We start from the raw sequence: 22,601 nt of genomic DNA, 5'->3' as shown, positions 1-22,601 counted from the left end.
ACTTTCATGACCCTACTCATCCGCAACGGCGACATCATCACCTCCTGCGAGCGCCGTACCGCCGACATCCTCTGCGAGAACGGGCAGATAACCGCGATCGGCTCCAATCTCCAAGCACCCGAAGGAGCCGAAGTCATCGATGCTTCCGGCAAGTATGTCTTCCCCGGCTTCATTGACCCGCACGTCCACATTTACCTGCCCTTCATGGGCACCTTCTCGAAGGACGATTGGGAGACAGGCAGCAAGGCAGCTCTTATGGGCGGCACCACCACCCTCATCGAGATGTGCTGCCCCTCCCGTTCGGAGGATCCGCTGGAGGCTATCCGTCTTTGGAAGAGCAAGGCTGCGGGTCTCGCTTCCTGCGACTACACCTTCCATGCCGGTGTTACCCGCTTCGATGAAACCACCACTGCCGCCCTGAAGACCGTTGTCGAAGAGGAACAGATATCCTCTTTCAAAGTCTTCCTCGCTTACAAGGGCGCTTTCGGCATCGAGGACACCGAACTCTATCAAATCCTCGCCCTTGCCAAGGATCTCGGCGTCGTCGTCACCGCCCATTGCGAGAATGCCGATCTCGTCTCGGAAACACAGAAGCGCTTAGTCGCCGAGGGGAAGACCGGCCCCGAATGGCACGAACCCTCCCGCCCGATCACCGTCGAAGCCGAGGGCTGCCACCACCTCATGACCTTCGCCGAGATGACCGGCGCGGAAGTCTACGTCGTCCACACCAGTTGCCAACCCGCCGTCGAAGCCATCACCGCCGCCCGCGAACGGGGTGTGAAGGCTAGTATCGAAACCGTCGCTCCCTACCTCACCCTCGATAGCTCCTATGCTGAGCAGCCGGACTTCGAGGGCGCGAAATACGTGATGAGCCCGCCCATCCGCACCAAGGAGCAGCAGGACTACCTTTGGCAGGCCCTCGCTGATGGCGTCATCGATACCGTCGCCACCGATCACGCGCCCTTCGACTACGCCACCCAGAAGCACATGGGCCACCCTGAAGCCGGCAAGGCCGTCGATGCCTCCTTCGATCCCACCGGCCAGCCCGCGAACTTCACCCTCATCCCGAACGGCATCCCCAGCGTCGAGGAGCGCGTGAAGCTTCTCTACACTCACGGTGTCGCCACCGGTCGCATCGATCTCCATACTTTCGTCCGCGTGGCCAGCACTCGTGCCGCCGAGATCTTCGGGCTCTATCCGCGGAAGGGCGAGATCGCCCCCGGCAGCGATGCCGACCTCGTGATTTGGGACCCCGGCTGGTCCGGCATCATCACCGCCGCCAGCCACTCCATGGCCACCGATTACTCCGCCTTCGAAGGCTGGCCGATCCAAGGCCGACCGGAAACCGTCACCGTCCGCGGCAAGCTCATGGTCAAGGATGGCCAATGGTGCGGCGAGAAAGGGTGGGGGGGCTTCCTGCCCCGCAAGCCGAAGGCCTGACGCCATGCACGATCCCGATCTCACCAACGAAGATCTCGCCGCGGTCCCGCCGGAGAAGCGGACATGGATGATGTGGAACTTCGCCGCGCTGTGGATTTCCATGGCGGCGTGCATCCCCACCTACATGCTCGCCTCCTCGCTCATTGATGGCGGCATGAACTGGTGGCAGGCGGTGCTCACCATCTTTCTCGGGAATGCCATCGTGCTCGTTCCGATGATACTGAACGCTCACGCGGGCACCGCCTACGGCATCCCGTTCCCGGTCTTCTGTCGCGCCTCCTTTGGCATCCTCGGAGCGAATATCCCCGCACTGCTCCGCGCCCTCGTCGCCTGTGGCTGGTTCGGCATCCAGGCATGGATCGGCGGTGAAGCGATTCACAAGATTCTCGCGGTCTTCTTCCCGGCATTCTCCTCCGGAAGCGCCATCGCGGGTTTGGGCATCACCGGCACGCAGCTCATCTGCTTCCTCTTCTTTTGGGGCATCAACATGTGGGTCATCCACCGCGGCATCCACACCATCCGTCTTCTGCTCTCGATCAAGGCTCCGCTCCTGATCATCCTCGGCTTGGCCCTGCTTGCGTGGGCCTACAGCGCGGCAGGGGGATTCGGCCCCATGCTCTCGAAGCCCTCCGCCTTCGACCCCGGGCAGCCGAAAGCGGGGCAATTCACCGCCTTCTTCATCCCCGCTCTCACCGGCATGATCGGCTTCTGGGCCACGCTCTCGCTGAATATCCCCGACTTCTCCCGCTATGCCCGCTCGCAGAAGGACCAGATCCTCGGCCAAGCCATCGGCCTCCCGCCCACCATGGCACTCTACTCTTTCATCGGAGTCGCGGTGACCTCTGCCACCGCCATCATCTACGGCAAGACCCTCTGGGACCCTGTCGATGTCCTCACCCGCTTCACAAATCCACTCGTTCTCGTCGTCGCGATGCTCGCTCTTTGCATTGCCACCCTCGCAACAAACATCGCGGCGAACGTTGTAAGCCCCGCGAACGACTTCGCTCACCTCGCGCCTCGCAAGATCTCTTTCCGCACCGGCGGCTACATCACCGGTATCATCGGCGTCCTCATGATGCCCTGGAAACTCGTCGCCGATCCGTCTGGCTACATCTTCACCTGGCTCATCGGCTACAGCGCCCTGTTGGGGCCTATCGCCGGTATCATGATCGCCGACTACTTCGTGCTCCGCCGCCGCAAGCTCGATCTCGACGAACTCTACCGTGCTCACGGAATCTACCGCTACACGAGTGGCTTCAGCCTCGCCGCCATCGCGGCTTTCCTCCTCGCCGTCATCCCGAACCTTCCCGGCTTCCTCGCCCACGTCAAAGCCGTCGATCCCGCTTCGGTTCCGGACTTCCTCGAAACCCTCTACCAGCAGGCGTGGTTCGTCGGTTTCGCTCTTGGCTTCATGCTTTACCTCTTCTTCCGCAAGCTCGCTCCGGCGAAGGTCACGGCGTCGTAAACGCCACTGCTCACTGCTCACTCGGCACCAGCCTTTCCTTTTACCTGTATGGCCACGCTCCCACCCTTCGACTACGCCCCGCTGCCCTACACCGGTCCCTCGCCGGAGGAGGTTCTCGCCCTCCGCAAGCAGCACGTCAGCCCCGGCATCTTCCACTACTACAAGAAGCCGGTCATGATCGTGGAAGGGAAGGGACAATATCTCTTCGATGAAACCGGCCGTCGTTATCTCGATGGCTTCGGCGGCATCGTCACCGTCAGCGTCGGCCACTGCCACCCGGAAGTCGTCGCCGCCGCGAATCTCCAGAACGAGACGATCAATCACACCACCACCATCTATCTTCACCCGAATATCGCGCTCTACGCGCAGGAACTCGCCGCGAAGATGCCCGGCGATTTGAAGGTCTGCTACTTCGTGAACAGCGGCTCGGAGGCCAATGACCTCGCCATGCTCATGGCCCGTGCCTACACCGGCAACTACGACGCCATTGCCCTGCGCAATGCCTACCATGGCGGCAGCCCTTCCGCCATGGCTCTCACTTCCCATCACACTTGGAAGTTCAATGTCCCGCACTCCCACGGCGTCCAGCACGCCCGCATGCCGGACACCTACCGTGGACCCTTCGGCAAAGACGATCCCGATGCTGGCAGGAAATACGCCGCCGATATCGAGGAACTCATCCGCTTCGGCAGCTCCGGTAAGATCGCCGCCTTCATCGCCGAGTCCATCCAAGGCGTCGGCGGCACCGTTGTCTTCCCCGATGGCTACCTGAAGCATGCTTACGCCCATGCCCGCGCCGCCGGCGGCCTCTGCATCGCCGACGAGGTCCAGGCTGGCTTCGGCCGCACCGGCACGCACTTCTGGGGCTTCGAAACCCAGGGCGTCATCCCCGATATCGTCACCATGGCCAAGGGTATCGGCAATGGCTGCCCGCTTGCCGCCGTCGTCACTACCCCGGAGATCGCGCAGACCCTCGCCACCCGCATCCACTTCAACACTTTCGGCGGCAACCCCGTCTCCATGGCCCAGGGCCGCGCCGTACTCAAGGTCATCGAAAAGGAAGGCCTTCAAGCCAACTCCCTCGCCATCGGTACCCGTCTAACAGACGGCTTCCGCCGCCTCGCGGAGAAGCACTCCCTCATCGGCGAAGTCCGCGGCCTCGGCCTCATGCTCGGCATCGAGCTTGTGAAGGACCGCATCACCAAGGAGCCTGCCCGCGAGGAATGCGCCGAGGTCTTCGAGCGCTGCAAGGATCTAGGCCTCCTCATTGGCAAGGGTGGTCTCTGGGGCAATGTCCTCCGCATCAAGCCACCGATGTGCATCACTGCGGCCGATGCCGACTTCATGCTCGAGGTCATCGATGAAGCGCTGGCCAGTGCCTGAGCCGCATTCTCACACCGGCATCACCAGTCCTTTCAATCCATCTACTCGGACCCGGCTTCCCGGTTCGAGCAGGCTCAGGCATTTTGGCACGGACATCACCGCAGGGATGCCGAGCTCGCGCGCGGTCACGGCTCCGTGAGACAGGGGGCCGCCGCTCTCCGTGATGACGGCTGACGCGAGGTGAAACAATGGTGTCCACGCGGGATTCGTCGTCCTGCTCACCAGGATGGCTCCGGCAGGAAATGCCGCGAAATCACCCGGTCCGCGCACGTGGTAGACTAAGCCTTCGGCGATTCCCGGGCTTCCCGGCATGCCCTTCAGAAGGTCCTCTCCATCGGTTCAAGCGCGCGGTGTGGTAGTGCTCCAAGTCGTCGAGCTGGGTGTAGACCCGCGCGAGCCGCAGGATCTCCGAGAAGAAGAATCTCCACGAGTGAGGCGCGAGATGGAGGAACCTCTGCTCGGCCTGATGAGCCGCCAGCTTCGCCTGATGTTCGCTCCCGTCCCTTGGTTCGGAGTCCGTGGTGCCTGCGATAGCCCGCAGGTGATCCAGAACGATCGCGGGCGGGTCGCCCCAAGGCGCATGATACATATCGAAGTCCGTCTCCCGATGGCCGTGGTCGTTCAGGAACTTCGCCAGCCGCTTTTCAAACAGCGGATATGAGTTCAGCCCGCCGGCTAGCAGTTCCTCGGACGGGAGCTCCGCAATCAGAAGAGACAAGCCGGCGTCCGCACGGATCATCCCGGCGATCTCCTTGAGTTCGCGATTGATCTGCGATGTCTTCGTGTTTCCCCACGCCAGCAAGGCTTGGAACATGCTGGCGACCTCGTCCTGATCCACGACGAATCCCACCAGCTTATACAACAGACGACACAGGAGACCGTGGGTGATCGAGATGGCAATGTTCGGCAGGAAGTAATCCGAGCCGTGCTTCACCAAGTTCTTCGTATGCTCCCAGAGTTCCCGCTCGCTCATGGCTCCGAGGTCCTTGGACTCGGCCCTACCGATCCCGATCAGGTAGCCATCGAGATCCCGCATCCAATCGACCGGTAGCTCCTGCACCCAGCGGAACTCCTCCTTCATCCGCGGGATCACCGCATCGAGTTCCTCCAGGCTATCCGCGTGAAAGGGGAGCCGGCAGTAGTGCTCCGCCAGATTCTGATTTCCATAAATGTAGTGATCGAAGCTCGCGAACCACCGCCCCGGGGCAGGGCGGCATTCCCATCAGCTTCAGGGACCATGCGAGCGAGTCGTGGAAGCCTGCCTCAACGAAGTCCCAAGTCAGCGGGCTGATCGGTGTCGGGAAGCGCTCGGCGGATTCCTGCCGCGTCCATCGCTCCGGCAGCGTGGTGATGGGGCGTGCTTGCAGAAGCCAGAGTTCGTCTCCCGCAAAGCCCCATTCGATGTCCTGAGGGAAGGCTGCCTTGCGCTCCACTTCCAGGACGAGCTTCGCCACCTCTCGCGTTTGCGCTGCGGTGAGGGATGGGGCGCGTGCTTCCTCGCCGCTCAGTTCTTGGTGGCGGATCCCGTTCTCCGCCGGGATCGTTCGTGAAGTCTTGCTCGCGATGGACTCCTCGATCACACTCAATCCATCCCGCGCGATCACCCAGTGATCCACCTGGGTCTCTCCTCCCACTACGGATTCGCCCAAGCCCCGGTTCGCATCGATGAGGATGCGCCTGGCATCCCCGCTTACCGGATCCAAGCTGAAGGCCACGCCGGCGGAGTCGCAGGGAACAAGCCGCTGCACCACCACCGCCATGCTCGCGGAAGCTTCGTCCATTCCGCGCTGCTGGCGATAGGCCACCGCTCGTTCGTTCCAGAGCGAGAGAAAGCAATCCGTCACCCGGAGCAGGATCTGCTCGGTCCCGCGGATGTTCAGGTAGGTCTCATGCTGTCCCGCGAAAGCGGCATCCGCGGAGTCTTCCGCGGTCGAGGAAGAGCGCACGGCGAAGGCCTGATCCCCGTAGTGCTCCAGGTGGGCCCGGATCTCCGCGGTCACTTGCAGGGGTAGCTCTCTGCCGCCCGTGGAGAATTCCTTGAAGGATCTCGCGGTGACGACGAAGCCGTCGGGCACGCGGAACTCCGCGCGGTGGAGCTTGGCCAGGCTAGATCCCTTGCCGCCCGTCAGGGCGGGGTTCGCGGCCGCTGGATCTTGAAGTCGAATGACAAAGGGTTCCGTCATGATGATGTTTGCTCGAATGTCGGAAGATCGTGAGCCACCACACTGCCGCACCCAGCAGGGTGCCTGCGGCCAAGTCGGCAGCGTAGTGATATTGCAGGCCGATGGTGGCGCAGATGATCAGGATGCAGGGCATGGCGAGCCATGCCGCGAGGCGTTGCGACCAACTCCACGCGGCGAGGAGAACGAAGACCGTGATCGCCGTGTGCAGACTGGGAAAGACATCCACTCCATTGCAGCCGTTCATCACCACCGCATCGTTCATCCGGGTGAAGACGCCGCCCGCAGTGGCGAAGCCCGCCTGCTCCGATAGCGGTGGATAGCGGAAGGGGCCCGCCGCCGGGAACAAGATGTATCCCGCAAAGCCGACTACGTAGATGAGATACAGGCCGGTGAAGAAGGACTGCTGGTCTTGTCGTCCCCGCCATTGGGCGAGCGCGAGACCGCCCAGCCACAGCGGGAAGAAACTCAGATACGCCATGGATAGTATCTCCCTTGCCCAAGTGGAGACGAGAGGTGCGGCCTTCAAAGCCAGGCAATCTCCGAACACGGCGCGGTCCAGCTCAAGCAGCATTGCATCCGCCCGCCATGGGTTCAGGCGGGGAATCGCATCACCGAGCCAGAAGTAGGTCACATTGAGCGCGACCAAGGGTAGCCACATCCGCACCTGCCACCACAGGCCTCGCTTTCCCACCTTGACCAAGCCCAGCAGTGCCAACGCTTGTCCCCCGGCCACGGCGTCGGATGGCTTGGCCATGCCCTGCCATGCCAGTGCCGCGCCGAGGGAAATCCACAGCAGCAGGTAAGCCCGCTCGTGCCACATCATGCCGGATTCTTCACGCATGGTTCTCCAGCAATGTCCTCAGTTCACGCACCTCGTCCCGCCTTCGGCGCGGTGCTGTCAGCCAGCGTAGGGCTCGACCGGTTTGGCGCAAGGGTCTCCTCAGGGCGAACCCCAGAAGAGTGCTCGCCGTGTAGGAGGCCAGCCCGCGGAGGCCGCCGCCAAGACCGCAGGCCAGCGCCATGGCTGGGACCCAGATCGCCGCCGCCGCGCTTGCTCCCAGAATCTTCCAGAGTGCCACGACGTTGGGGCCGTCGGCCATTCGCTTGGCCGCCAGATGGGAGGCCATGTATACCGGTGCATTCAGGACATAGCCCGGCAAGGCCAATGGTAGCAGCAGCGAGCTCGGAGCGAAGCGACCACGCTTCAGCAGCTCGCGGGATGCCGGATCGGAGTGCCGCCATAGGTCCGCCAGATCTGTCGGAGTGTTTGCCTCCCATCGCTTCAAGGTCTGGTAGCGGGTATCGGAATCCATTGCCGCAGTTTCCGAGATGTCTTGATGGAATTCGCTTTCGAAGTTCGCACCCACTTCCTTCAAGCCCACCTCGATCGCCCGCTTCAGCGCGACGATCCGGCGACCTCGTTCTTCGATCCGCAGGGGCTTTCCAATCACGACCTCGACTCTGGAGCGGAAGAGTCCGGGCTCTTCATAATGCAAGCCGATCGGGATGATCTCCGGCAGCCGCCCGTTCTCCTCCTCATAGGCCGCTGCCAGTCTCGCAGCTCCGGAGTGGGAGGTGAGATGACGTGGTCCTAGGGAACTCGTTCCTTCCGGGAAGACGCACAGGACACCACCTTCACCGAGATGTCTCACACAGGCGTCCATCGCGCTACGGTTGTCTCGCTCGCCATCTTTGGCCCGCTCGACCGGAATGCCACCGAAGAAGGCCCTTTGCCACCACCGCTTCACCAGACGACCCGCAATCATGAACTCCAGCCGGGGGGAGACCGCATCGAGCAGGAAGCCATCGACCGCCCCATTTCGGTGGCAGGAAACGAGCAGGAGCGGTCCCTCGGCAGGTAGCTGCCCGGACACTTTGATCTCATCGAACCAAGCCGCCGAGATCAGGCGATGAAAGAAGCGATGCCAAGCGGTGCTCCGGGTCGGGGAAAGGACAGGGCGGTGCTTGCTCACGAACAATCGATAGCCTCGTCACGCCTGTAATCGAAATCGATAGATTTGGAGCCATCATCGATTAGATCGATGATTGGCTAGCTGCCTCTCAGCCGATGCCAGCCACGAGTGTCCGGTTCCAGCAGCCACTCCACCGGTTTCTCTTTCAGGTCGAAGCTTTCCACAACGTCTTCTAACAAGATCAACGACGCCGCGGCGTCGTATAGGGCGTCGTGCCAGCGGCGGCTCGGGATCATGGTGGCCACCCGGGGGCTCAGGCCCCGTGCTTCGCATAGGGCGGAGAGGGAATGATCGCTCAGCTCCGGCCAAGCGGCGCGTGCCAGCAGGAGGGTATCGACCCAAGGGCCGAAGCCGTGGCCGGGGAAGGCACGCAGGAAGCGCTTTTCGGTGCCCTTGCCATGGGCCACCACCACCGCGCCAGCCAGATGGCGCTTGAGCTCGGGCCAGAGGGAGAGAAGGCCCGGTGCTCCAGCCAGATCCTCATCGCGGATACCGTGGACCTTCCGGGCCGACCACTGGATGGGCGCATCGGACGCCAGATAGGAGACGAAGTTCTCGCCGTGCCCTGCGGCGAGGGACCAGCGTGCCAAGCCCACCTGCACCGGCACATCGGTCTGCCCGCGCGCGGCACCCGCCGATTCGAAATCGATCGCCGTGAACTGGCATTCCCCGATGAGCACGCGCCACGGCAACACGGCCCGGCCTCGCCACGCCACCGAAAAATCCCCGGCACTGCCTAACGTCCCGGGCTTGCCTTCGGCGGAAAGCTTGCCGAAGGTCCGGCCCCGCGAATGCCGGACCGCCGCACACCACTCTGGCTCTGGCCGAATCTTCTAAGCCTCGACGCCCCCGCTGTCGCGATGGCGTGGCTTTTCATGTTCCAGAAGATCTGGCTGCAGGTGCTGCCGTGGGGCTACTACGCCGCGCTGGGCTTGGCGGTCTGGGGGATCTACATCCTCGACCGGATCATCGACGTGAAGATGCTCAGCCCGGGCGATCACCGCTTGGGGGAGCGTCATGAGTTCCACCAGCGGCATATGAAGTTCATGTCGATCCTGGCGGTGGTGACTCTCCTTGGGTCCGCCTTCGTGGCCGGCGGGCATATCTCCTTCGGCCCGCTCGTCGACTATGGGAAGCCGGTGATCTTCCTGGTGGTGGTCTTCTTTTCTCTGACCATCTTCTCGAAGCAGGACCGGGAGATTCCCCATCTGAGGAATCTGTTCGCAGGCTTGGCCTTTTCCTACGGTACCGCGATGGGTGCGCACATGTGGTCGTGGAAACCGGGGATTTTCGATGCGATTCACCCGCCTTTCAATCTTGCACTCTCGCCCGAGATGCTCGCCTTCGCCGTGCTCTGCACCCTGAACATCTCGGCCATCCACTTCTGGGAGCAATCGGCCTTCACCCGCGACCGCGAGCGGGGTGCTGCGAACGACTTGTCCCTGACCATCCCGCTCACCGGCCTCGCCGCAGCCGCCATCGGCTTGGCGGTGCTGGATGAGGAGAGCCGCAGCCGCCCTTTCTACTATGCGGTGCTGATTTCCTCCGCGCTCATCTATGTGCTGAACCGGGTCCGTTCGAAGTATTCGGTCGATGCCCTGCGGGTGATGGCGGATGCGGCCATGATTGCGCCTCTGCCTGTTTTCATCGCTTTATCGGCTAATTTGTGATCGTGCTTGCTGGAGGGCACTCGAATCTTAGCATCCTTTCCCATGTCCAAGGCACTCGACGTCAAACGCCCCGCCTTCCTGATCCTCGGCGCTCCCGGTGCGGGGAAGGGGACTCAAGGGAAGGTTCTCGGCTCCATCCCGCGCTTCTTCCACTGCGCCTGCGGGGATGTCTTCCGCTCCCTCGATACCCGCACGACGATCGGACAGCGCTTCGTCTACTACTCGAGCCGGGGCGAGTTGGTGCCGGACGAATTGACCATCGAACTCTGGAAGGCGCAGGTCGACAACTGGGCGGATTCCCACGTCTACAAGCCGGACATCGACTTCCTGGTGCTCGACGGCATTCCGCGGAATGTGCCTCAGGCCGAGATGATCACCAGCTTCCTGGACATCCATCAGGTTTTCCACCTGTCCTGCCCGGATCGCGAAGAGCTCGCCCGCCGCATGCGCAAGCGCGCTCTGAAGGACAACCGGATCGACGATGCCTCCGACCGTGTGATCCAGCAGCGGATTGCCACCTATGAGGCGGAGACCAAGCCGATCCTCGAATACTTTTCGGACCGGCTGGTAACGAATATCGATGCCACCCAGCCGCCGGTGAAGGTGCTGCATGATATCATCGGCAAGATCGTGTCGCTGCCGGTGTTCGCCGCATCCGCCCAGATTGTCGCCTGATGTCAGAGGATTCCCGGATCATCTTTTTCGGCAGCGGGGAGATTGCGATCCCTTCCTTCCGCTGGCTCATCGAGTCGGGCCCGCGGCCGTTGGCACTGATAACGCAGCCTGACAAACCGGCCGGGCGCCATCGCAGCACGCTCACGCCGCCGCCGATCAAGCGGATCGCGGTGGAGGCCGGGATCCCCGTGCTCCAGCCGGAGAGCGTGAGAGAGGAGGGGAGCCTGATCGCGCTGCGGGGGCTGCAGCCGGACCTGATCGTGGTGATGGCCTACGGCCAGATCCTGCCGAAGGCTCTTATCGCGATTCCCCGCATCGCCTGCATCAATCTGCACGCCTCGCTGCTGCCGCGCTACCGCGGCGCCTCATGCATCCAATCCGCGATCGATGAGGGCGATGCTGAGACTGGCATCACCGTGATGCACATGGTGCCGAAGCTGGATGCGGGGGATATCATTCTCTCCAAGTCCACGCCGATCGGCGTGGGCGATACCGGTGGGATTCTTCACGACCGGATGGCGGATCTGGCGGCGGGGGCACTCGGTGCCGCACTGCCCTTGCTTCTGGATGGAAGTGCCTCGCGTACGCCGCAGGATCCGGAGCTGGCTACCTATGCGCCGAAGCTTGAGCGGGATCACGGCCGCTTGGACTGGACTTGGGCCGCGCCGCGGCTTGAGCGGAGGATCCGGGCCTATGAGCCCTGGCCCGGGACTTGGAGCGAGATTGTGGAGGAGGGGAAACCGCCCAAGCGTTTGAAGGTCTATCCGGTGCAGGGCATTGTCGATAGCGGCGATGGATCGCCGGGGAGCTTGAGCTTTTCGCCTGACGGTGGATTGCAGGTGGCTTGTGCTGGAGGACGGCTTGTCCTCGGTGAAGTGCAGCCAGATGGGTCGCGGCGGATGTCGGCGGTGGAGTGGGCCAATGGCTTCCATGGGAAGCCGCTGCCGCATTTGCGCTGACAAGGGCCTACTGCAGGAAGACCGCAAGGCCGTGGGCGGTCCCCGCTGTGGGCTACTGAGTTTCGCAGCCTGGAGAGAAACGGAAAAGCCGCACCCGTGAGGAGTGCGGCTTCTTCGGAAAAGTCTCCAATTAGCGCTTGGAGAACTGGAAGCGCTTGCGGGCGCCGGGGCGGCCGGGCTTCTTACGCTCCTTCATGCGCGGGTCGCGGCGAAGCAGGCCGTGCGGCTTGATCACCTTGCGGAGCTCGGCATCGAAGATGGTGAGCGCGCGGGCGACTGCCAGGCGGATCGCACCGGCTTGGCCGTGGATACCACCGCCGTTGGCGGAGACGACCACGTCGAACTTGTTCAGCAGGTTCGCGTGTTGGAAAGGAGCCAGCACGGTGTTCTGCAGGGGCAGCGTCGGCAGGTATTCCTCGAAGGAACGACCGTTGATCACGATCTGTCCGCTGCCTTCCGTCATGCGGACGCGGGCGACGGCGTTCTTACGGCGGCCGGTGGCGCTGAGATTCTTGACTTCGCTCATTTTAAGAGAGGTTCGGGGCTAGCCGGATCAGGCGATTTCGTAGGTTTCCGGCTGCTGGGCTTCGTGCGGGTGCTCGGCACCGGCGTAAACCTTGAGCTTGCCGTATTGGGCGCGGCCCAGACGGTTCTTCGGGATCATGCCCCAGACGGCGTATTCCACCATCAGCTCCGGCTTGCGCTTGCGGACCATGCGCGGGGTCTCGACCTTCTGGCCACCCACGTAGCCGGAGAAACGGGAGTAGATCTTGTCGTGCTCCTTGGTGCCGGTCAGCACCACCTTGTCAGCGTTGACCACGATGACGAAGTCGCCGGTGTCCACGTGCGGGGTGAAGATCACCTTGTGCTTGCCGCGCAGCAGTCGGGCGGCTTCGACGGCGACCTGGCCCAGGACTTTGTCCTTGGCGTCGATCACATACCATTTGCGCTCGATGTCGGTCGGCTTGGCAGAAAACGTCTTCATGAGATTGAACCTGATTCCCTCGGCAGCACGCCTTCAGCGTCTCGCGGCGGAGGGGCGCGCAAGCTAGTGAGCGGGGGAAACGGTGTCAATCGGAAATCCGCTGGAACTTTCAGGGTTTCTCAAGGGGTCTTTTCCAGACCTTAATGAATCCTTTCGCCACGGAGGCACGGGGGATGCTCGCGAGCTGCCGCCCTTTGCCTTTCTTTCCTTGTGAGAGCACGCTTGAGCACACAAGATCCGCACATCCGATCCTCCCCCAATGGTAGATCAAATCACGCTCCAGCCTTTCTTCGATTCCCTGGGACAACCTGTCTCCCCGCACGCCCCCGCGGTGAATGCTGCCGCCACCGCCCGGATGGAGCGCCTGCTGGCCTCCCCCGTGGATGCGCCGGGGCGCGGGATCCTGCTCCTCGCTCCCCGCGCCGGTTTCGGTAAGACTCACCTCTTGGCCCAAGTCCAGCAGCGGCTCGGGACGACTCATGAATTCCTGCCGCTGAGTCCGCCGGATGGTTCGCGCATCGATGCCCCCGCGGCGATCGAGACGGCCCTGCGGCGGCTGACCCGCCAGCTCCCGGCCGGCGGCGGGCTCACCGCGCTGGATTTGCAGGCGCGCCGGCTGTTCTCGCTGGCACTTCAGCCGCTGGTGAATTCCGGCGAGGTGCCTTGCCAAGATCGCGAGGCCGCCCTCACCGCGCTGCGCCAGCGTCCGGTCGAGACCTTCGATTTCCACCACTCGCAGGCCGTCACCGCGCATTGGACCAAGGAAAACTTCGAAGTGCTGGGGCCCCGCCTCGCTCTCGAGCTGAGCCGCCGCACGGGGATCTCCCTGAACGAGGCCTCTTTCTGGTTGGCCTCGCTGTTCCGTTTCGCGATCGCCGTGCCGGAGCACCCGGGGCGCACCGGGATGATCATCCAGTCCGCCATTTCGGATGCTGGTGTAGAGCGCTACGCCGCGCTGCTGGCGCTGCTCTCGCTGATCGGGCGGGTGGTTGTGGCTGCCGACGATCTGGAAGGCCTGCATTCCGACCCGGCGGCCGCCCTGCGTTTCGCAAGCTTCCTCGCCTCAGCTCGCCAGGATGCTCCGCGCGTGGATGTGGTGGTCTCCCTGAACAACGATATTTGGGAGAGCGCCTTCCTGCCCGCATTGAGCGGTGGTCTTCAAGATCGCCTTAGCGAACTTGAAATCCGCCTTGAGCCACTCGATCAAGCTGGCGCGGTGGCCTTGCTGGAATCCCGCATGCCGGGGCGGGCTGCGGCTCTAGGCTCCAAGCTCGGTCTGTCGACCGGGGAATTCTATGCCCGCAAGGTGCTGAGGAAGGCAGCGGAGCTTGAAGAAGACTCGGTATCCATTTCCGCGGCGGCTCCTGCTTTGATGGAGTCACCGGTCGAGGTTCCTGCCCCGGTGCAATTCACACCGGAGCCGGTAATTGTTACCGCACCGCCGGTTCCGGAGACCACGCCGCCGCCGGTGCCTCAAGCTCCGGGAGAGCCGATCATGGACGCCCCCGTGGCGGCTTTCGGCGAAGCCCCGCAGAATGGAGCTCCATCTTCGCCCTTCAGCTTTGCGCCACCGGAAGAAGAGGGGGAGACACCTGTGGTTTCTGCTCCGCCCGTGGAGCCTCCGTCTTTTCAAGAATCAGTCCTCCAGGAATCTGCCGCTGCGCCGACTGCCGTGGAGTGGCCTGCGCCGGACCCGGAACCTGCCAAGGAATCGCCGGAACCGGTGGCTGCCGCCCATTCCGGCGGAGATCGGATCGACGACTTGCTGCGTCAATTCCGGGAGCGCTACGGTCGGGAGTAAACTTCCTTAAGGAAGATACATTTTTCCCTTGCCAGTGAAGCGTGGGGCATCCCATCTTCCGCCCGCCCCGGTTCCGGGGTTGGTCTTCTGAAAATCCGGCGTAGCTCAGCGGTAGAGCGGGTGGCTGTTAACCACTAGGTCCTAGGTTCGATCCCTAGCGCCGGAGCCAGATGAAACAAGCAATCGCGAGGTCCACGGTATGTGCTGTGGGCCTTTTTTGTGGGCACGTTTCGACAAGGGGCCCGTGGGGCAACCGTTATGCCGGTCTATTCGCCAAGATGGGCGATGATGCCACCGACCACGAGGCAGCTTAGCAGTAAGGGTCCGAAGATAAGGTTCAGCATGATGATCCAGCGTGGTGCCCGGGCTCTGTCTTTACCGATGAGCCGGAGGGAATAGACGATGGCGGCGAACACACAGACGGTGAAGCCGAGTTCCAAGGGGACATGCACCTTCAGGAATGTCTGGCGGCCCCCCAACTTCTCGGTCGAAATTCCAATAAGCAGGACGAGCAGTCCCGTGGGTGCTGGCCAAAGGTATTTGAGGTAGGGGCGCGGGATAGGGGGATTCACGTCGGCGTGTCCGGAAGATGGGGATGATAAGGGTCGATCAACGAGGCCTCGCGTGTGGAAGTGTTGAAGAGGTGGTGCTGAAGTATGCAATCTATAGTTTCAGCTGAGTGGCGAGAGTTGGGGTGAATTCCTGGTAAAGACGGAATCTGGCGATGAAAACCCGGTCTGGCGCTGGGCCGTGAGTGCAAAGCCTCAAATTGGGGCGGGGCAGGCGCATGTATGCAATTCTTAGCAATCCGGTCCGTGGTCGCCACTCGCCCACCGGAGTTTCGCGGAGGTGCGCTTCGCGGCGGATGCTGTCTCGAAAAGAGGGAATAAAAACCAAAGGCCTCACTAAACTTTATTTCACCTGAGGCAGTAGAGCAGTGCGGGAGAACCCAAATCCCGTACTAAAAAACCCATGAAAACCCCATCGATGATACCCCTGCGGGGGAGGGGGGCTTTTGCCCTCGTCCTGCTCACTGCCGCAGCCTCCCAAGTCGAAGCTGCCCAGCAAACCTACCGTTTCTTCATGTTCGAACCGACGAAACTGAGGAGCGGTACCGCAAACAGTGCCTCCATCTCGGAGTTCGATTTCAAGTTCGCCGGAGCGGACTTGAACCTGACCTCCGTGACGGTGACGAATCCCGGAGGAAACAATCCCGCCAGCGGGAACGAGAGTCCGGACAAGGTGAAGGACAACCTGACCACCACCAAGTGGCTGGACTTTAACAAGAAGGCCTTGGTCTTCGACTTCGGTGTAGGCAACACGGCGACGATCGACGGCTATAATTTCGCGACTTCCAACGACGCCCAAGAGCGTGATCCGGTGAGCTGGATCCTTTGGGGCGGAGACAACGGGACGACTTGGACTCCGATCGACATCCGCAACAACGTGGCGGTGACGACCACGCGGCAGACCTTCCAGACAGCCTTTGCCCTGCCGAGCAGCGTGCCCCCATACATCGCCTCCTACAGCACGAGCAAATCGGTGGCGATCAACGGGGATACGACGCTGACGGCAAACTGGAGCACGCTGGTCACGGACAGCGTGACCATCACCAATGTGGCGGGGACGCTGCCGGCATCGGGATCCACGCCGCTCACGCCGCCGAACAACGCGGACACCGTCTACGCCCTGACCGCGACGAGTGGGCAGGGGACCTCGAATGCAACTGCCACCTTGCGCACGGTGGTAGGCGGTTCCGCGACCTACTCGTATGTCCGTTTCACCCCGGTGAAGCTAAGGGAAGATGCGCTGGCCAACAGCGTCCAACTCTCGGAATTCCGCATCAAGAGCGGGGTGACGAATATTCCGATCGTTGGCGCGTTCAACGAGGTCGATGGGAATAGCCCGGCGGCCGAAGGTCCCGACAAGTTGTTCGACAACAACGTGGCAACGAAGTGGCTCAATTTCAGCAAAGGAGCTGTGATCCTCGACTTGGGTGGAAGTCCGGTAACCTTCGACTCCTATGGTTTCACCACCGCGAATGATGCGGACGTGCGCGACCCGGTTCGTTGGATTCTCGAAGGATCGGACAGTTCTTCGGGACCGTGGAATCTGATCGATAACCTCACGAACTTCGACTTCCAGACGCCGGTAACCCGGCAGGTCCAAACACAGGATGTGCCGCTGCCGGGAACCTCGATCGTCCCCTTCGCGACGCTTGCGGGTGAGACCACGGTGGTGGCCGGCGAGCCGATCACTCTGGTGTGGAAGACGAGCGGTGCGAGCAACGTGACCATCAGCGGCATTCCCGGCACGCTCGATCCGGAAGGGTCGATCAATGTCGTTCCCGCCGCGGATACCACCTACACGCTGAGTGCGACCTCCGGCGGGCCGGTGGTGACCGCGAACGTGGTGGTGGATGTCATCACTCCGGCGATCACCGAGATTGCCTACGAGAACTTCAACGGTGCGGGTCCGGAGCTCGCGATGATGGGCCAGGCTTCCGTGATGAACGACTTTGCCAACCTTCCGGCGCCGGCGGATGCGAACCGCCTGCGCCTCACTCCGGATGTGGGCAGCGTGAACGGCACCGCTTGGTTCCGGAAGCGGGTGGACACGGGCGGCGGCTTCGAAACCGAGTTCGATCTCCATCTGGTGCGTCTGGGTGGAGCGCCGGATAGCGGTGCGGACGGGATGGCCTTCGTGATCCACAATGACCCTCGACGCACCCAAGCAGTGGCTGCCGCAACCCAGGAGAATGGCTTGCCCTCGAATGCGGTGAACGTCTGCTTCGACAGCTACAACAATCCCGGCGTGGATTTGAGTGCCGCCTCGATCGCGATTCGTGAAGGAGGCATCACCAACGCCAAGGTGGATCTGCCGGCGATCCCGAAAATGCGATTGGGCGGCACTGCCACGGTGCCGGATCTGACGCAGACCAGCGGCTCGGCGGCACCTTACCGGGTGCGGGTGGGCTACAAGGCACCTGCTGTCGAGGGCGATCCCGGAAAGATGTATGTCATGCTTAACGGCGTGGTAGTGTTGGAAGATGTGGACGTGAATCTGTCCTCTGCCCAAGCGGCCGATGAAAACGGTTTGTCCTACGTCGGCTTCATGGCCCGCACGGGTGGCCAGTTCGAATCCCATGATGTGACGCGCTGGTTCTATACCGAAGGTGAACCGGCGCCGGCCTTCAAGGAGATCGCCTCCGTAATCACTCCCGGCAATCCGCCATCGGTAAACCTGCAGTGGACCTCGGGCGGCCAGCACACCTACCGCATCGCTTACTCCACCGACATGCTGAACTGGAGCACCCAGATCCAGGGCAACATCCAGCCGAGTGGTACCGGCGTGAATAGCGCCACCGTGAACTTCCCGTCCGGAGATCGGGTTTTCATCCGGGTCGAGGAAGAGTGAAGTCCGGTCCGCCGGATGAGCTCGGCGCGGAGGAAATTTCTCCGGGGAGATTCCTCCGCGCAGATCGTTAGAAAATGCCGGTCGCCCTGCGCAGGGCGACCGGCATTCGCGTTTAACCTTTCAGGGCGTGCCGGTATTGGCTCCGGGCACGCGGAATGCCACCTTGTAGAATCCCTTGGTGGCAGGTGCCGCGACGTAGACGGTCAGGCTGCCTTCGGCGGTGGCAACGTGCTTGTGCCGGTCCAAGGTTCCCGTTTGCGTGAGCGAGAAAGGCAGGGCCCTCCACTCCAGGTCCGCCAGCGTCGGGTTACCATAGATCTCGTAGCAGTAGTTGGTGTAAGCAGGGATGACGATCTTGTAGCGGACGGTGTTGTTTGGTCCCACCACGGGTTCGCCGCTCGCGACAAAGCCGCCGGGCGCGGGATAGGTGGGTTCCACCGGGGTGTAGCCGCTCACGAAGTCCCAGTTCGCATACACCTCGCCGGTGGTCGTGCCCTCCACCGCCGCGAAGTTGAGCAGGATGGCTGCTTTCTGTTCGGTTGTCAGGGAGGCAAAGACATTGTCGTTCGAGTTCTGCGTGGCCCACACCGAGCCGCTGTTCGCGTAGGCGATCTCGTTCCAACCGGTCTGAGTGCAGGCCCGCGTGGTTCTTCCCGGCAGCGTCACGCCCCAGTGGAAGTGGCGGGTGCGGCCGGTGTAGAGACCCGCCTTGATGGTACGGAATTTGAAGTATCCGGAGGAACCGGTAAGGAACTGACCGAATCCGGCGAAGTTCGCATCGCAGGCCGAGTTCCGCCCGGTGCCGGTCGAGTAGACGTAGTCGCCCTCGTGGTCGGCATGCCAGCATTCCACCAATGCGTTCTTCACAGGGTTCCCGCTGGAATCCAGCACGCGGCCGGTGATGTAAGTGACGACACCGTAGCGGCTGTTAGGCTGTCGCCGAGTTGGACAAGGTCGTTGTCCTTGTCCAAGGGGATGTCGTCCGAAAGCGGATAGTAAGGGCCTTGAGTGACGATGGGGGACTGTGTCAGGGCCTCCGCCAGGAATCCCGGCAGAGTGAAGCCCGCGGATGCAGTAGCCATGCTCTTGAAGAAGCGGCGGCGGTTCACCGGGATATGCACCGGCAGGGGTCGGGTCTCTTTCATATCGTTGCGGAATGAAGAGCTGCGTCCGCCCGCACAAAGAGGGGCGGGAAGAGGGGGCCGCCTGCTCCTCCGCCACTCGCCTACTCAGCTCGTGGCCAGGCGGCCCCCGTATTCCAGGAAATCCTGTTAGATCATTGAGCCCGCGGCTCCGGTGGTGGTCCACCGCGGGGAGGGGGCGGAGGTCCGCCTGCTCCTCCGCCAGGGCGTAAGCGACCCCGGCCAGGCGGACCTCCAAATCGTCGTGCTTCGGCTTTGCCGATGCCTCCTAAAAGCTTGTGATCGTCTCCCTCTTCCAAGGTGCGACCGATGATGAGGTCGAACTTCGCCGTGAGTTCACCCAGTTTGGAGCCGGGTATGGGCAAGAAGTCGACGAGGATGGTATCGCGGGCCTTCGCGTCGGCGATCTCGCCGAGCACGTGGTCGCGGGCGTTGTCGGCGTGGCCCTTCACCATCATCTGGGTGGTGAAGATCCGGCGTCCGTTGCGGCTTATCGCGAAATGGATGTGCGGCGCGCGGAACATGCCGTTCAGATCATAGGATACCGGCTTGATCGTGCGGAACTGGTAGCGGCCGGTGGAGTCCGTCTGATAGCGGCCGTAGCCTTGGAAGTTGCCGTCCAAGCCGTTCTCGTTGCGGCCGCGGCTGTGGATGTAGCTCGACTTGGCATCGCACTGCCAGATCTCGACGGTGGCGTTGCGGAGGGGTTGGCCGCTGGCGTCCATGACGCAGCCGCTGACCCAGGAGATCTCACCGACGGCGGGGGTGATGGCATCGTTGATGATGAGGAGGTCGTTGTCCGTATCCAGCGGCATCTTGTCCGGATAGTAGGGCCCCTCCGTCATCTCCGGCGTGGCGATCCGCCCGGTGGCCCTGTCGAGTTCCTCGGCCATCAGGCCGCGGATCCCGAAGAAGGCCACACCCATCCCGGTCAGGAATCCCCGGCGGTTTGGTGCGAGTTGGTGGCGGAATCGGCTCATCTGTTTCCTTTCGATGAGCGCACCTTAGCGCGGGGTCGATTAAGCCTTGGTTAAGGGACGGAAAATCATCGGAAAATTTTGCGGTGTGGCTTTCATCTTCCCTTAATCCAAGCCGTGCTATGCTGCCTTCCGCGCATCATGCGCGCCTTTGTAGCTCATGAGGTTATTGATCGTAGAAGACGAACCCCGCTTACTCCGCGCCTTGGCGAAAGCCTTGCGGGAGGAAGGCTACGCCGTCGATACCGCGGAGGACGGCGAGGATGGGTTGTTCAAAGCCAAGAGTTGCGATTACGACGCCATCGTTCTCGATGTGATGTTGCCGGGGATCGACGGATGGGAAATTCTCGGGCGCTTGCGCGAATCGAAGAGCACGCCCGTGCTGATGCTTACGGCGCGCGATTCGACGAGTGACCGGGTGCGTGGACTCGATGGCGGTGCGGATGACTATCCCGTGAAGCCCTTCGAGCTCGACGAGCTGTTCGCGCGGATCCGCTCGATCATCCGGCGTCATGCAGGACGCTCGCATCCTACCGTGATCGTGGGTAATGTTGAGATCGATACCCGCTCCCGTCGCGTTTCGCTCGGCGGCAAGGTGGCGAATCTAACAGCCCGTGAGTATTCCATCCTCGAGTATCTCGCGCTGCATCGCGGTCAGGTCATCAGCCGCACGGAACTCTACGAGCATCTCTTCGATGAGAACGAGGACACGCTTTCGAACCTGCTGGACGTGCATGTGCACGGCATCCGGCGCAAGCTGAGATCGGATCTGATCGCCACCCGCCGTGGTGAGGGGTATCTGGTCGAGTGACGTTATGATCACGAACTCCATCCGCTGGCGTTTGCAGATCTGGTTGGCCGTGTTGCTGACCGGATTGCTGGGCGCATTCTGCGTGGTGTCGTGGCAATTGGAGAAGACCCATCGGGTGAGGCGTCTGGACGAGGAGCTGTCGAAGCGGGCCGCGGCACTGGGAGTCGGGATCCGGGGTGGGAAGGAGTCTCCTTCTTTCGGGCGGATGCCGCCGCCGCGGTTTGGTTCCGGTAGGCCGGATGATGGACCGTGGGGACCGCCGGACGGCGGGCCGCGGCGTCCGCCACCGAGCCGCGAGTGGAGCAAGAAGGAGTTCGACGGGTTCCCGGACGAACGGATGCGTCCTTGGTTCGGGGACGAGCCGCCGGGGCGGCCGACGAATCCCGTTCCCGCGGACGTCGCCGCGATGTTCCCGGGGGAGGCGGGGGAGGATTACTATTATGCCGTGTGGACCGGCCGCTCCGACCGGCTGTCGAAGTCCGACAATGCTCCGGAGGATATCGGCATTCCCGGTGCCGAAGGGCGTGATACCCAGACGAAGTTCCGGGACCGCGGAGCTTATCGCGAAGCCTTCCACTTCACCGAGCGCGGCGAGTGCGTACTTGCCGGGCGTCCGGTGGCGGCAGATCTCACCGGCATGAAACCTTTTACCTTGCGCCTTTCGCTGACCGGCCTCGCCGTGTTCGCGGTCGGGCTCGGCGGCGGATGGTGGCTGACCTCGCGCTCCATGCGTCCGATCGAGGATATCGCCAGCGCGGCGCGGCGGATCTCGGATGGCAATCTCTCCGAGCGGATTCCGGCTACCAGTCCGGGCAGCGAGCTGCATGAACTCGCCACGGTTCTGAACAATACCTTCTCGAAGCTTGAGGACAGCTTCGCCCAGCAGAAGCGCTTCACCTCGGATGCTTCCCATGAATTGCGCACACCGCTCGCCGTGCTCATCGCGGAAACGCAATCCGCCCTTTCGCGCGAGCGCAGTCCGGAGGAGTATCGCGAGGCTCTAACAGGGAATCTCGATACCGCACGGCAGATGAAGCGGCTCGCCGAATCCTTGCTGGAGTTGGCCCGCTTGGACGCCGGGGATGCAACGGCGGCAGGAGAACCGCTCGATCTCGCGAATACCGCCCGCGAAACGCTCTCGCGCCTCAAGCCCTTGGCCTCGTCGCGCTCGGTCACCTTGGCTCAGGAACTTCTATCCGCACCTTGCATCGGGAGTGAAGACCGGGTGGCCTTGGTCATCATGAACCTGGTCGAGAACGCGATCCACCACGGACGTCACGGTGGAACGGTCACCGTCCGCGCGTGGCAGAAAGATGGGCGTTCGCATGTCAGCGTGGCGGACGACGGGCCGGGAATCCCGGTGGCGGATCTCCCGCACATCTTCGACCGTTTCTACCGTGCGGACAAATCACGCAATGCTTCCGGCGGCCGCTATGGCCTGGGTCTGGCGATCTGCAAGGGCATGGTGGAAGCAGGGCGCGGGACGATCGCGGTGGAAAGCCGATCCAATCGAGGCACCACCTTCACGGTGAGCTTTCCGAGTTCGGTCGAGTCGGGGACCTAGTCTCCCATGTATTCGTAAGCGGGCTCGCGGAACTCGCTCTTGATTCGGGCAATGATCTCATCCCGCCGGTCCTTGGCCCATTCCGGATAGCGCTGCCATGCCTCCGCAGAGCAGAAGAAGATGAGGTGATGAGGAGCACTGCTCATCAGCATTTAC

General features: G+C 62.5%; 23 protein-coding genes and 1 tRNA gene. 11 read left to right on the top strand and 13 right to left on the bottom strand.

From position 1 onward, the window contains the following. Nucleotides 1-6 precede the first annotated feature (6 nt). The 3 genes from hydA to OJ996_RS19480 are packed head-to-tail and all read left to right on the top strand — an operon-like array spanning nt 7 to nt 4,288. Nucleotides 7-1,440, top strand: a complete 1,434-nt coding sequence (gene hydA / locus OJ996_RS19490) for a dihydropyrimidinase (protein ID WP_264515336.1) — start codon at nt 7-9, stop codon at nt 1,438-1,440. 4 nt (nt 1,441-1,444) lie between these two features. Then, complete coding sequence (locus tag OJ996_RS19485; RefSeq protein ID WP_264515335.1) at nt 1,445-2,905, top strand: NCS1 family nucleobase:cation symporter-1; 1,461 nt, start codon at nt 1,445-1,447, stop codon at nt 2,903-2,905. Nucleotides 2,906-2,953: 48 nt separating this feature from the next. Then, the gene (locus OJ996_RS19480; RefSeq protein ID WP_264515334.1) at nt 2,954-4,288 is read left to right on the top strand and encodes an aminotransferase class III-fold pyridoxal phosphate-dependent enzyme; all 1,335 of its coding nucleotides are present in this window, start codon (nt 2,954-2,956) and stop codon (nt 4,286-4,288) included. A 9-nt stretch (nt 4,289-4,297) separates the two neighbouring features. Here OJ996_RS19480 and OJ996_RS19475 read toward each other — a convergent pair whose 3' ends face one another. The 6 genes from OJ996_RS19475 to OJ996_RS19450 all read right to left on the bottom strand — a co-directional run bounded on the left by OJ996_RS19475 (nt 4,298) and on the right by OJ996_RS19450 (nt 9,139). Next, nucleotides 4,298-4,558 (bottom strand): PEP-utilizing enzyme, encoded by a 261-nt coding sequence (locus OJ996_RS19475; RefSeq protein WP_264515333.1) that lies wholly within the window; start codon nt 4,556-4,558, stop codon nt 4,298-4,300. Then, the gene (locus OJ996_RS19470; RefSeq protein WP_264515332.1) at nt 4,542-5,369 is read right to left on the bottom strand and encodes a hypothetical protein; all 828 of its coding nucleotides are present in this window, start codon (nt 5,367-5,369) and stop codon (nt 4,542-4,544) included. The genes OJ996_RS19475 and OJ996_RS19470 overlap by 17 nt, the downstream gene beginning before the upstream one ends. A 31-nt stretch (nt 5,370-5,400) precedes the next feature. After that, nucleotides 5,401-6,471, bottom strand: a complete 1,071-nt coding sequence (locus tag OJ996_RS19465) for a PEP/pyruvate-binding domain-containing protein (protein WP_264515331.1) — start codon at nt 6,469-6,471, stop codon at nt 5,401-5,403. Beyond that, nucleotides 6,395-7,312, bottom strand: a complete 918-nt coding sequence (locus tag OJ996_RS19460) for a phosphatase PAP2 family protein (RefSeq protein WP_264515330.1) — start codon at nt 7,310-7,312, stop codon at nt 6,395-6,397. Before OJ996_RS19460 ends, OJ996_RS19465 begins: the two co-directional genes overlap by 77 nt. Then, complete coding sequence (locus tag OJ996_RS19455; protein ID WP_264515328.1) at nt 7,305-8,444, bottom strand: 1-acyl-sn-glycerol-3-phosphate acyltransferase; 1,140 nt, start codon at nt 8,442-8,444, stop codon at nt 7,305-7,307. Before OJ996_RS19455 ends, OJ996_RS19460 begins: the two co-directional genes overlap by 8 nt. A gap of 77 nt (nt 8,445-8,521) precedes the next feature. After that, nucleotides 8,522-9,139 carry a 3'-5' exonuclease gene (locus OJ996_RS19450; RefSeq protein ID WP_264515327.1) on the bottom strand — a complete coding sequence of 206 codons (618 nt, stop codon included), beginning with the start codon at nt 9,137-9,139 and terminating at the stop codon, nt 8,522-8,524. 96 nt (nt 9,140-9,235) lie between these two features. Here OJ996_RS19450 and OJ996_RS19445 point away from each other — a divergent pair, with 96 nt between their 5' ends. Genes OJ996_RS19445 through fmt form a run of 3 tightly spaced genes read left to right on the top strand, consistent with a single transcriptional unit; the run spans nt 9,236 to nt 11,748 of the window. After that, nucleotides 9,236-10,114 (top strand): hypothetical protein, encoded by an 879-nt coding sequence (locus tag OJ996_RS19445; protein ID WP_264515326.1) that lies wholly within the window; start codon nt 9,236-9,238, stop codon nt 10,112-10,114. A gap of 42 nt (nt 10,115-10,156) precedes the next feature. Beyond that, complete coding sequence (locus tag OJ996_RS19440) at nt 10,157-10,789, top strand: adenylate kinase family protein (protein ID WP_264515325.1); 633 nt, start codon at nt 10,157-10,159, stop codon at nt 10,787-10,789. Further along, the gene (gene fmt / locus OJ996_RS19435; RefSeq protein WP_264515324.1) at nt 10,789-11,748 is read left to right on the top strand and encodes a methionyl-tRNA formyltransferase; all 960 of its coding nucleotides are present in this window, start codon (nt 10,789-10,791) and stop codon (nt 11,746-11,748) included. The genes OJ996_RS19440 and fmt overlap by 1 nt, the downstream gene beginning before the upstream one ends. 130 nt (nt 11,749-11,878) lie before the next feature. On the opposite strand, the gene rpsI is transcribed toward fmt, so the two are convergent. Both rpsI and rplM read right to left on the bottom strand, forming a co-directional pair. After that, entirely contained in the window at nt 11,879-12,274 is a 396-nt protein-coding gene (gene rpsI / locus OJ996_RS19430; RefSeq protein ID WP_264515323.1) for a 30S ribosomal protein S9, read from the bottom strand. A gap of 27 nt (nt 12,275-12,301) precedes the next feature. Next, nucleotides 12,302-12,733 carry a 50S ribosomal protein L13 gene (rplM, locus tag OJ996_RS19425; RefSeq protein ID WP_264515322.1) on the bottom strand — a complete coding sequence of 144 codons (432 nt, stop codon included), beginning with the start codon at nt 12,731-12,733 and terminating at the stop codon, nt 12,302-12,304. A 259-nt stretch (nt 12,734-12,992) separates the two neighbouring features. Here rplM and OJ996_RS19420 point away from each other — a divergent pair, with 259 nt between their 5' ends. Beyond that, the gene (locus OJ996_RS19420; RefSeq protein ID WP_264515321.1) at nt 12,993-14,534 is read left to right on the top strand and encodes a hypothetical protein; all 1,542 of its coding nucleotides are present in this window, start codon (nt 12,993-12,995) and stop codon (nt 14,532-14,534) included. Nucleotides 14,535-14,628: 94 nt separating this feature from the next. Continuing rightward, nucleotides 14,629-14,703: transfer RNA gene (locus OJ996_RS19415), tRNA-Asn, on the top strand. A 97-nt stretch (nt 14,704-14,800) separates the two neighbouring features. Here OJ996_RS19415 and OJ996_RS19410 read toward each other — a convergent pair. Continuing rightward, on the bottom strand, nt 14,801-15,106 hold the full coding sequence (locus tag OJ996_RS19410; RefSeq protein WP_264515320.1) for a hypothetical protein: 306 nt from the start codon (nt 15,104-15,106) through the stop codon (nt 14,801-14,803). 400 nt (nt 15,107-15,506) lie between these two features. On the opposite strand from OJ996_RS19410, the gene OJ996_RS19405 reads away from it, so the two are divergent. Continuing rightward, on the top strand, nt 15,507-17,951 hold the full coding sequence (locus tag OJ996_RS19405; protein ID WP_264515319.1) for an L-type lectin-domain containing protein: 2,445 nt from the start codon (nt 15,507-15,509) through the stop codon (nt 17,949-17,951). Nucleotides 17,952-18,071: 120 nt separating this feature from the next. Here OJ996_RS19405 and OJ996_RS19400 read toward each other — a convergent pair whose 3' ends face one another. The 3 genes from OJ996_RS19400 to OJ996_RS19390 all read right to left on the bottom strand — a co-directional run bounded on the left by OJ996_RS19400 (nt 18,072) and on the right by OJ996_RS19390 (nt 20,073). Beyond that, nucleotides 18,072-18,842, bottom strand: a complete 771-nt coding sequence (locus tag OJ996_RS19400; protein ID WP_264515318.1) for a dioxygenase family protein — start codon at nt 18,840-18,842, stop codon at nt 18,072-18,074. Continuing rightward, nucleotides 18,815-19,096, bottom strand: coding sequence for a hypothetical protein (locus OJ996_RS19395; RefSeq protein ID WP_264515317.1), 282 nt, complete (start codon nt 19,094-19,096; stop codon nt 18,815-18,817). The genes OJ996_RS19400 and OJ996_RS19395 overlap by 28 nt, the downstream gene beginning before the upstream one ends. Before the next feature lie 131 nt (nt 19,097-19,227). Further along, complete coding sequence (locus tag OJ996_RS19390; protein WP_264515316.1) at nt 19,228-20,073, bottom strand: dioxygenase family protein; 846 nt, start codon at nt 20,071-20,073, stop codon at nt 19,228-19,230. A 157-nt stretch (nt 20,074-20,230) separates the two neighbouring features. Here OJ996_RS19390 and OJ996_RS19385 point away from each other — a divergent pair, with 157 nt between their 5' ends. After that, on the top strand, nt 20,231-20,881 hold the full coding sequence (locus OJ996_RS19385) for a response regulator transcription factor (protein WP_264515315.1): 651 nt from the start codon (nt 20,231-20,233) through the stop codon (nt 20,879-20,881). A gap of 4 nt (nt 20,882-20,885) precedes the next feature. Beyond that, nucleotides 20,886-22,445: a sensor histidine kinase gene (locus tag OJ996_RS19380; RefSeq protein ID WP_264515314.1), complete on the top strand. Its 1,560-nt coding sequence runs from the start codon at nt 20,886-20,888 to the stop codon at nt 22,443-22,445. Here OJ996_RS19380 and OJ996_RS19375 read toward each other — a convergent pair. Then, the gene (locus OJ996_RS19375; RefSeq protein WP_264515313.1) at nt 22,442-22,591 is read right to left on the bottom strand and encodes a hypothetical protein; all 150 of its coding nucleotides are present in this window, start codon (nt 22,589-22,591) and stop codon (nt 22,442-22,444) included. The genes OJ996_RS19380 and OJ996_RS19375 overlap by 4 nt on opposite strands. Nucleotides 22,592-22,601: the final 10 nt, after the last annotated feature.

This window comes from Luteolibacter rhizosphaerae, assembly GCF_025950095.1.
GTDB lineage: Bacteria > Verrucomicrobiota > Verrucomicrobiia > Verrucomicrobiales > Akkermansiaceae > Haloferula > Haloferula rhizosphaerae.
This window is presented reverse-complemented; position numbering and strand designations above follow the sequence as displayed.

What these genes read in the sequence shown, in the direction of transcription:
- rplM (WP_264515322.1), bottom strand. Translation starts at nt 12,733, where the DNA reads ATGAAGACGTTTTCTGCCAAGCCGACCGACATCGAGCGCAAATGGTAT.
- OJ996_RS19440 (WP_264515325.1), top strand. Translation starts at nt 10,157, where the DNA reads ATGTCCAAGGCACTCGACGTCAAACGCCCCGCCTTCCTGATCCTCGGC.
- OJ996_RS19445 (WP_264515326.1), top strand. Translation starts at nt 9,236, where the DNA reads ATGCCGGACCGCCGCACACCACTCTGGCTCTGGCCGAATCTTCTAAGC.
- OJ996_RS19380 (WP_264515314.1), top strand. Translation starts at nt 20,886, where the DNA reads ATGATCACGAACTCCATCCGCTGGCGTTTGCAGATCTGGTTGGCCGTG.
- OJ996_RS19480 (WP_264515334.1), top strand. Translation starts at nt 2,954, where the DNA reads ATGGCCACGCTCCCACCCTTCGACTACGCCCCGCTGCCCTACACCGGT.
- OJ996_RS19375 (WP_264515313.1), bottom strand. Translation starts at nt 22,591, where the DNA reads ATGAGCAGTGCTCCTCATCACCTCATCTTCTTCTGCTCTGCGGAGGCA.
- hydA (WP_264515336.1), top strand. Translation starts at nt 7, where the DNA reads ATGACCCTACTCATCCGCAACGGCGACATCATCACCTCCTGCGAGCGC.
- OJ996_RS19460 (WP_264515330.1), bottom strand. Translation starts at nt 7,312, where the DNA reads ATGCGTGAAGAATCCGGCATGATGTGGCACGAGCGGGCTTACCTGCTG.
- OJ996_RS19390 (WP_264515316.1), bottom strand. Translation starts at nt 20,073, where the DNA reads ATGAGCCGATTCCGCCACCAACTCGCACCAAACCGCCGGGGATTCCTG.
- OJ996_RS19385 (WP_264515315.1), top strand. Translation starts at nt 20,231, where the DNA reads ATGAGGTTATTGATCGTAGAAGACGAACCCCGCTTACTCCGCGCCTTG.
- fmt (WP_264515324.1), top strand. Translation starts at nt 10,789, where the DNA reads ATGTCAGAGGATTCCCGGATCATCTTTTTCGGCAGCGGGGAGATTGCG.
- OJ996_RS19395 (WP_264515317.1), bottom strand. Translation starts at nt 19,096, where the DNA reads ATGAAAGAGACCCGACCCCTGCCGGTGCATATCCCGGTGAACCGCCGC.
- OJ996_RS19465 (WP_264515331.1), bottom strand. Translation starts at nt 6,471, where the DNA reads ATGACGGAACCCTTTGTCATTCGACTTCAAGATCCAGCGGCCGCGAAC.
- OJ996_RS19420 (WP_264515321.1), top strand. Translation starts at nt 12,993, where the DNA reads ATGGTAGATCAAATCACGCTCCAGCCTTTCTTCGATTCCCTGGGACAA.
- OJ996_RS19485 (WP_264515335.1), top strand. Translation starts at nt 1,445, where the DNA reads ATGCACGATCCCGATCTCACCAACGAAGATCTCGCCGCGGTCCCGCCG.
- OJ996_RS19470 (WP_264515332.1), bottom strand. Translation starts at nt 5,369, where the DNA reads ATGAAGGAGGAGTTCCGCTGGGTGCAGGAGCTACCGGTCGATTGGATG.
- OJ996_RS19405 (WP_264515319.1), top strand. Translation starts at nt 15,507, where the DNA reads ATGAAAACCCCATCGATGATACCCCTGCGGGGGAGGGGGGCTTTTGCC.
- rpsI (WP_264515323.1), bottom strand. Translation starts at nt 12,274, where the DNA reads ATGAGCGAAGTCAAGAATCTCAGCGCCACCGGCCGCCGTAAGAACGCC.